Annotated in this window: 4 protein-coding genes; all 4 read right to left on the bottom strand. The window is 48.2% G+C overall.

What is annotated here, in order from left to right:
• On the bottom strand, positions 1–652 hold a 652-nt coding region (locus ACLR2L_RS19655; RefSeq protein WP_413370649.1), incomplete at its 3' end, for a succinylglutamate desuccinylase/aspartoacylase family protein.
• Between the two features lie 3 nt (positions 653–655).
• A complete protein-coding gene (gene rimK / locus ACLR2L_RS19650) occupies positions 656–1,564 on the bottom strand; it encodes a 30S ribosomal protein S6--L-glutamate ligase (RefSeq protein WP_140958735.1) in 909 nt (302 codons plus the stop codon).
• A 216-nt stretch (positions 1,565–1,780) separates the two neighbouring features.
• Entirely contained in the window at positions 1,781–2,638 is an 858-nt protein-coding gene (locus ACLR2L_RS19645; protein WP_413370647.1) for a glucosaminidase domain-containing protein, read from the bottom strand.
• Between the two features lie 118 nt (positions 2,639–2,756).
• The coding region (locus tag ACLR2L_RS19640; protein ID WP_413370645.1) for an RNA polymerase sigma factor at positions 2,757–3,234 on the bottom strand (478 nt) is incomplete at its 5' end.

Raw genomic sequence — 3,234 nt, 5'->3', positions numbered from 1 at the left:
TAACTCCGGCACGAATTGACAATTCATCGAATCGCAGTGCCTCTCCAGCCTCGTAAAGCAGAATTTTAGTACCAAATTCCGAGGCAGCCTGACGTAGCGAACCATCCCGCAGATTGGCATTGAGCAACACGGGTACACCGAATATATTGGCCAGCTCCGCCGTTTCGGGATCTTCCAGATTAGCGCGTATCTGCGGCAGATTACTGCGATGAATAGCCCCCGTGTGTAAATCCACACCATACTGACACTTGCTAACAATTTCTTCCAGAAACAGATGCGCCAGCCTGGCTGTGAGAGAGCCTTTGGCTGACCCTGGAAAGCTGCGATTCAAATCCCTGCGGTCCGGCATGTAACGGCTTTGCATAAGCAAGCCATACACATTCACCAAGGGCACAGCGATAAGCGTGCCGCGAGTGAGTTTGAAGGATCGGGCGTCCATCACCCGACGAACAATCTCAATACCATTGAGTTCATCACCGTGAATTGCTGCGCTAATGAACACGGTTGGGCCGGCGCGTTTGGCGCGCACTACCTCAACGGGAATTGCGATATCGGTATCTGTGTAAAGTCGGGCAGAAGTAAGACGGATTTTATGTGAGGTCCCTGGCAGGATTTTCACCCCGCCAATTTCCAGGGGAGCCTGTTTTGCCATTGATTAGCCCTGACCTTTCGTTTTGGTGCTGTGCGGTTTATCTTTTTTGGCCTCAATGAATTCAATAATCATGTCAGCTACGTTTTTACCGGTAGCAGCTTCAATGCCTTCCAGGCCCGGTGACGAGTTCACTTCCATTACAACCGGTCCGTGACTTGAACGCAGCAAATCGACACCACACACATTCAGGCCCATCGCCGCTGCGGCGGCCACTGCCGTTGCACGTTCTACCGAGGTGAGCTTAATTAACGTAGCACTGCCCCCGCGATGCAGGTTGGAACGGAACTCGCCGGGCGCGCCTTGACGCTTCATAGCCGCTACCACTTTACCGCCCACCACAAAACAGCGGATGTCGGCACCTCCCGCTTCTTTAATAAATTCCTGTACCAGAATGTTGGCTTTAATGCCCATAAACGCTTCAATAATACTTTCTGCCGCTTTATTGGTGTCAGCCAACACCACGCCAATACCCTGCGTGCCTTCCAGTAGTTTGATTACCAGAGGCGCACCACCTACGTTCTGAATCAAATCTTTTACACTATCAGGGCTGTGGGCAAAGCCGGTACGCGGCAAGCCTATCCCCTTGCGCGACAACAACTGCATGGAGCGCAGCTTATCGCGCGAACGGCTGATTGCCACCGATTCATTCAAGCTGAAACTGCCCATCATTTCGAACTGGCGGACAACAGCCGTACCATAAAACGTAATCGACGCACCTATACGAGGAATGATGGCATCATACTGAGGTAACGGTTGTCCTTTGAACCGCACTGAAGGCTTATTGCTGGTAATATCCATGTAGCAGTGCAGCGTGTCGATAACATCGACTTCATGCCCTTTGGCTTCCGCGGCTTCTTTTAAACGGCGAGTTGAATACAGCTTTTTGTTGCGTGACAGAATACAAATTTTCATTGTGCTTTCCTTGTTCAACCGCCCGGACCACCAATCCAAAAACAACTAATGGCAAACGCGAATAATGACCGGTTGCATTACCTTCAGGTAATGGTTACTTAATTTAACGGTGACCAGACATTCACTCGGATCATCGCATCGTAGATTCAAAGGCGGGACATCAGCTCAAAAAGTCACGATTTTTTAAAAATTGTGCCTTTTAAATCCTATCAGACTTCAACGGGCCGAAGTCGCTTCAGACTGAGACTCGGTTTGAATAACGGCCTCTTCAAACTGACGGGTGTAACGTTGCAGCTTGTTGTGGTCGATAAAACGGGACACTTTCTGTATGTAATGTTCGCCTTCCTCAGAATAATGCCCCAACGAATTGGCCAGCGCCTTGCCGGTAAGGGGTTTGTTGTTATTTCTGAGCTGTGCCCTTAGCGCCCGAAACTCTTCATAAGCATAGTGTGTATTCAGATTGCGCAAGTAAGCGCGTACCGCCTGATTAACCGTTGAGAACTTTGCCACCTCATGGTATCGCCCTTCATCTCGATCACTAGGCACAATGCCACAACCTTTGACAAAGCACCAATGACCGAACAAATTATTTCCCTCGCGGGAAAATCGCGAGGTGCCCCAGCCAGATTCAATCGCCGCTTGAGTTAATGCTAATGAAGGCGGTACGTAATCAATCCGTACCAATAGCTCATCGATTAACGCCTGATTGATCTCCACCGGTGTGTCATCATCGTTTTCAATTTTGTAGTACTCTGCCACTTCGCTTATCCACTGCCGCTCACTATCACTAAGCGCGTCAACCTGTTGTAGGCTCAACAACGCTTTTCGCACCGCAAGCACATGCGCATTTTCTTCCTGAATAATGGGATACAGTAATTCAAAAAAGGTCTCTTTTTTGGTCTGAACATCGGTGAATAGCGTAAAATCGGGGAGTGATGGAATAGGCTCGGCGGCTTTAGCCGCCACATTTGGCAGTGCAGATTGGTTATTACTCAGCCAGTAATGCGTGCCAAATACCAGCACTATGGCTACCAGTACAATCAATAAAACGGGAACATTCAGCTGTTTACGCATTCATTTGTCCTCTTAAAAAAGGGGGAAATGGGAAGCTGTGCACGCCCTACAGACGAGCTCTTTACGTCGGAAAACAAAGGGGAAATCCGACCTTCCCATTACACCCAAAAACACCGTTTTACTGCTGGTTCTGTGCACCAACAGCCAGTTTATCCAGCGCTCGTTTATAGCGCATTTTTACTGTACTTAATTTCTGCTCAACTATGGTTGCAATCTCTGAAAACTCTAAGTTACCCACCAGTCTGAACACAACGATAGATCGCTCATCAATACTCAGCTTAGCAAGCAATGCATCAAGTTGCGCCGAATTGTGTTGCGGCTGAGTTAACATTGGCATTGCAGTTCTGTGCAATTCCTCGTCAAATTCAACCTGCTCAACCTGCTTCTTTCTGAGGCGGTCGAGCGACTGATTGTAGGCAATTTTATAAATCCAGGTTTTAAAGCTTGCGCGCTCTTCAAATTGGTCCAGTCGATTAAACACGTTTAACATTGCATCATTTACGGCTTCTTCCGCTTCTTCAGTACTGCTCAGGTAGCGGAAACATATTTGCATTAACACACCGTAATAACGATTAAATAGCACCTCATAAGCCGTT

This window comes from Alteromonas sp. AMM-1 (assembly GCF_047290655.1).
Lineage (GTDB): Bacteria > Pseudomonadota > Gammaproteobacteria > Enterobacterales > Alteromonadaceae > Alteromonas > Alteromonas mangrovi.
This window is presented reverse-complemented; position numbering and strand designations above follow the sequence as displayed.

Excerpts from the sequence above, each read along its gene's own strand:
- rimK (WP_140958735.1), bottom strand. The coding sequence starts at position 1,564 with ATGAAAATTTGTATTCTGTCACGCAACAAAAAGCTGTATTCAACTCGC.
- ACLR2L_RS19645 (WP_413370647.1), bottom strand. The coding sequence starts at position 2,638 with ATGCGTAAACAGCTGAATGTTCCCGTTTTATTGATTGTACTGGTAGCC.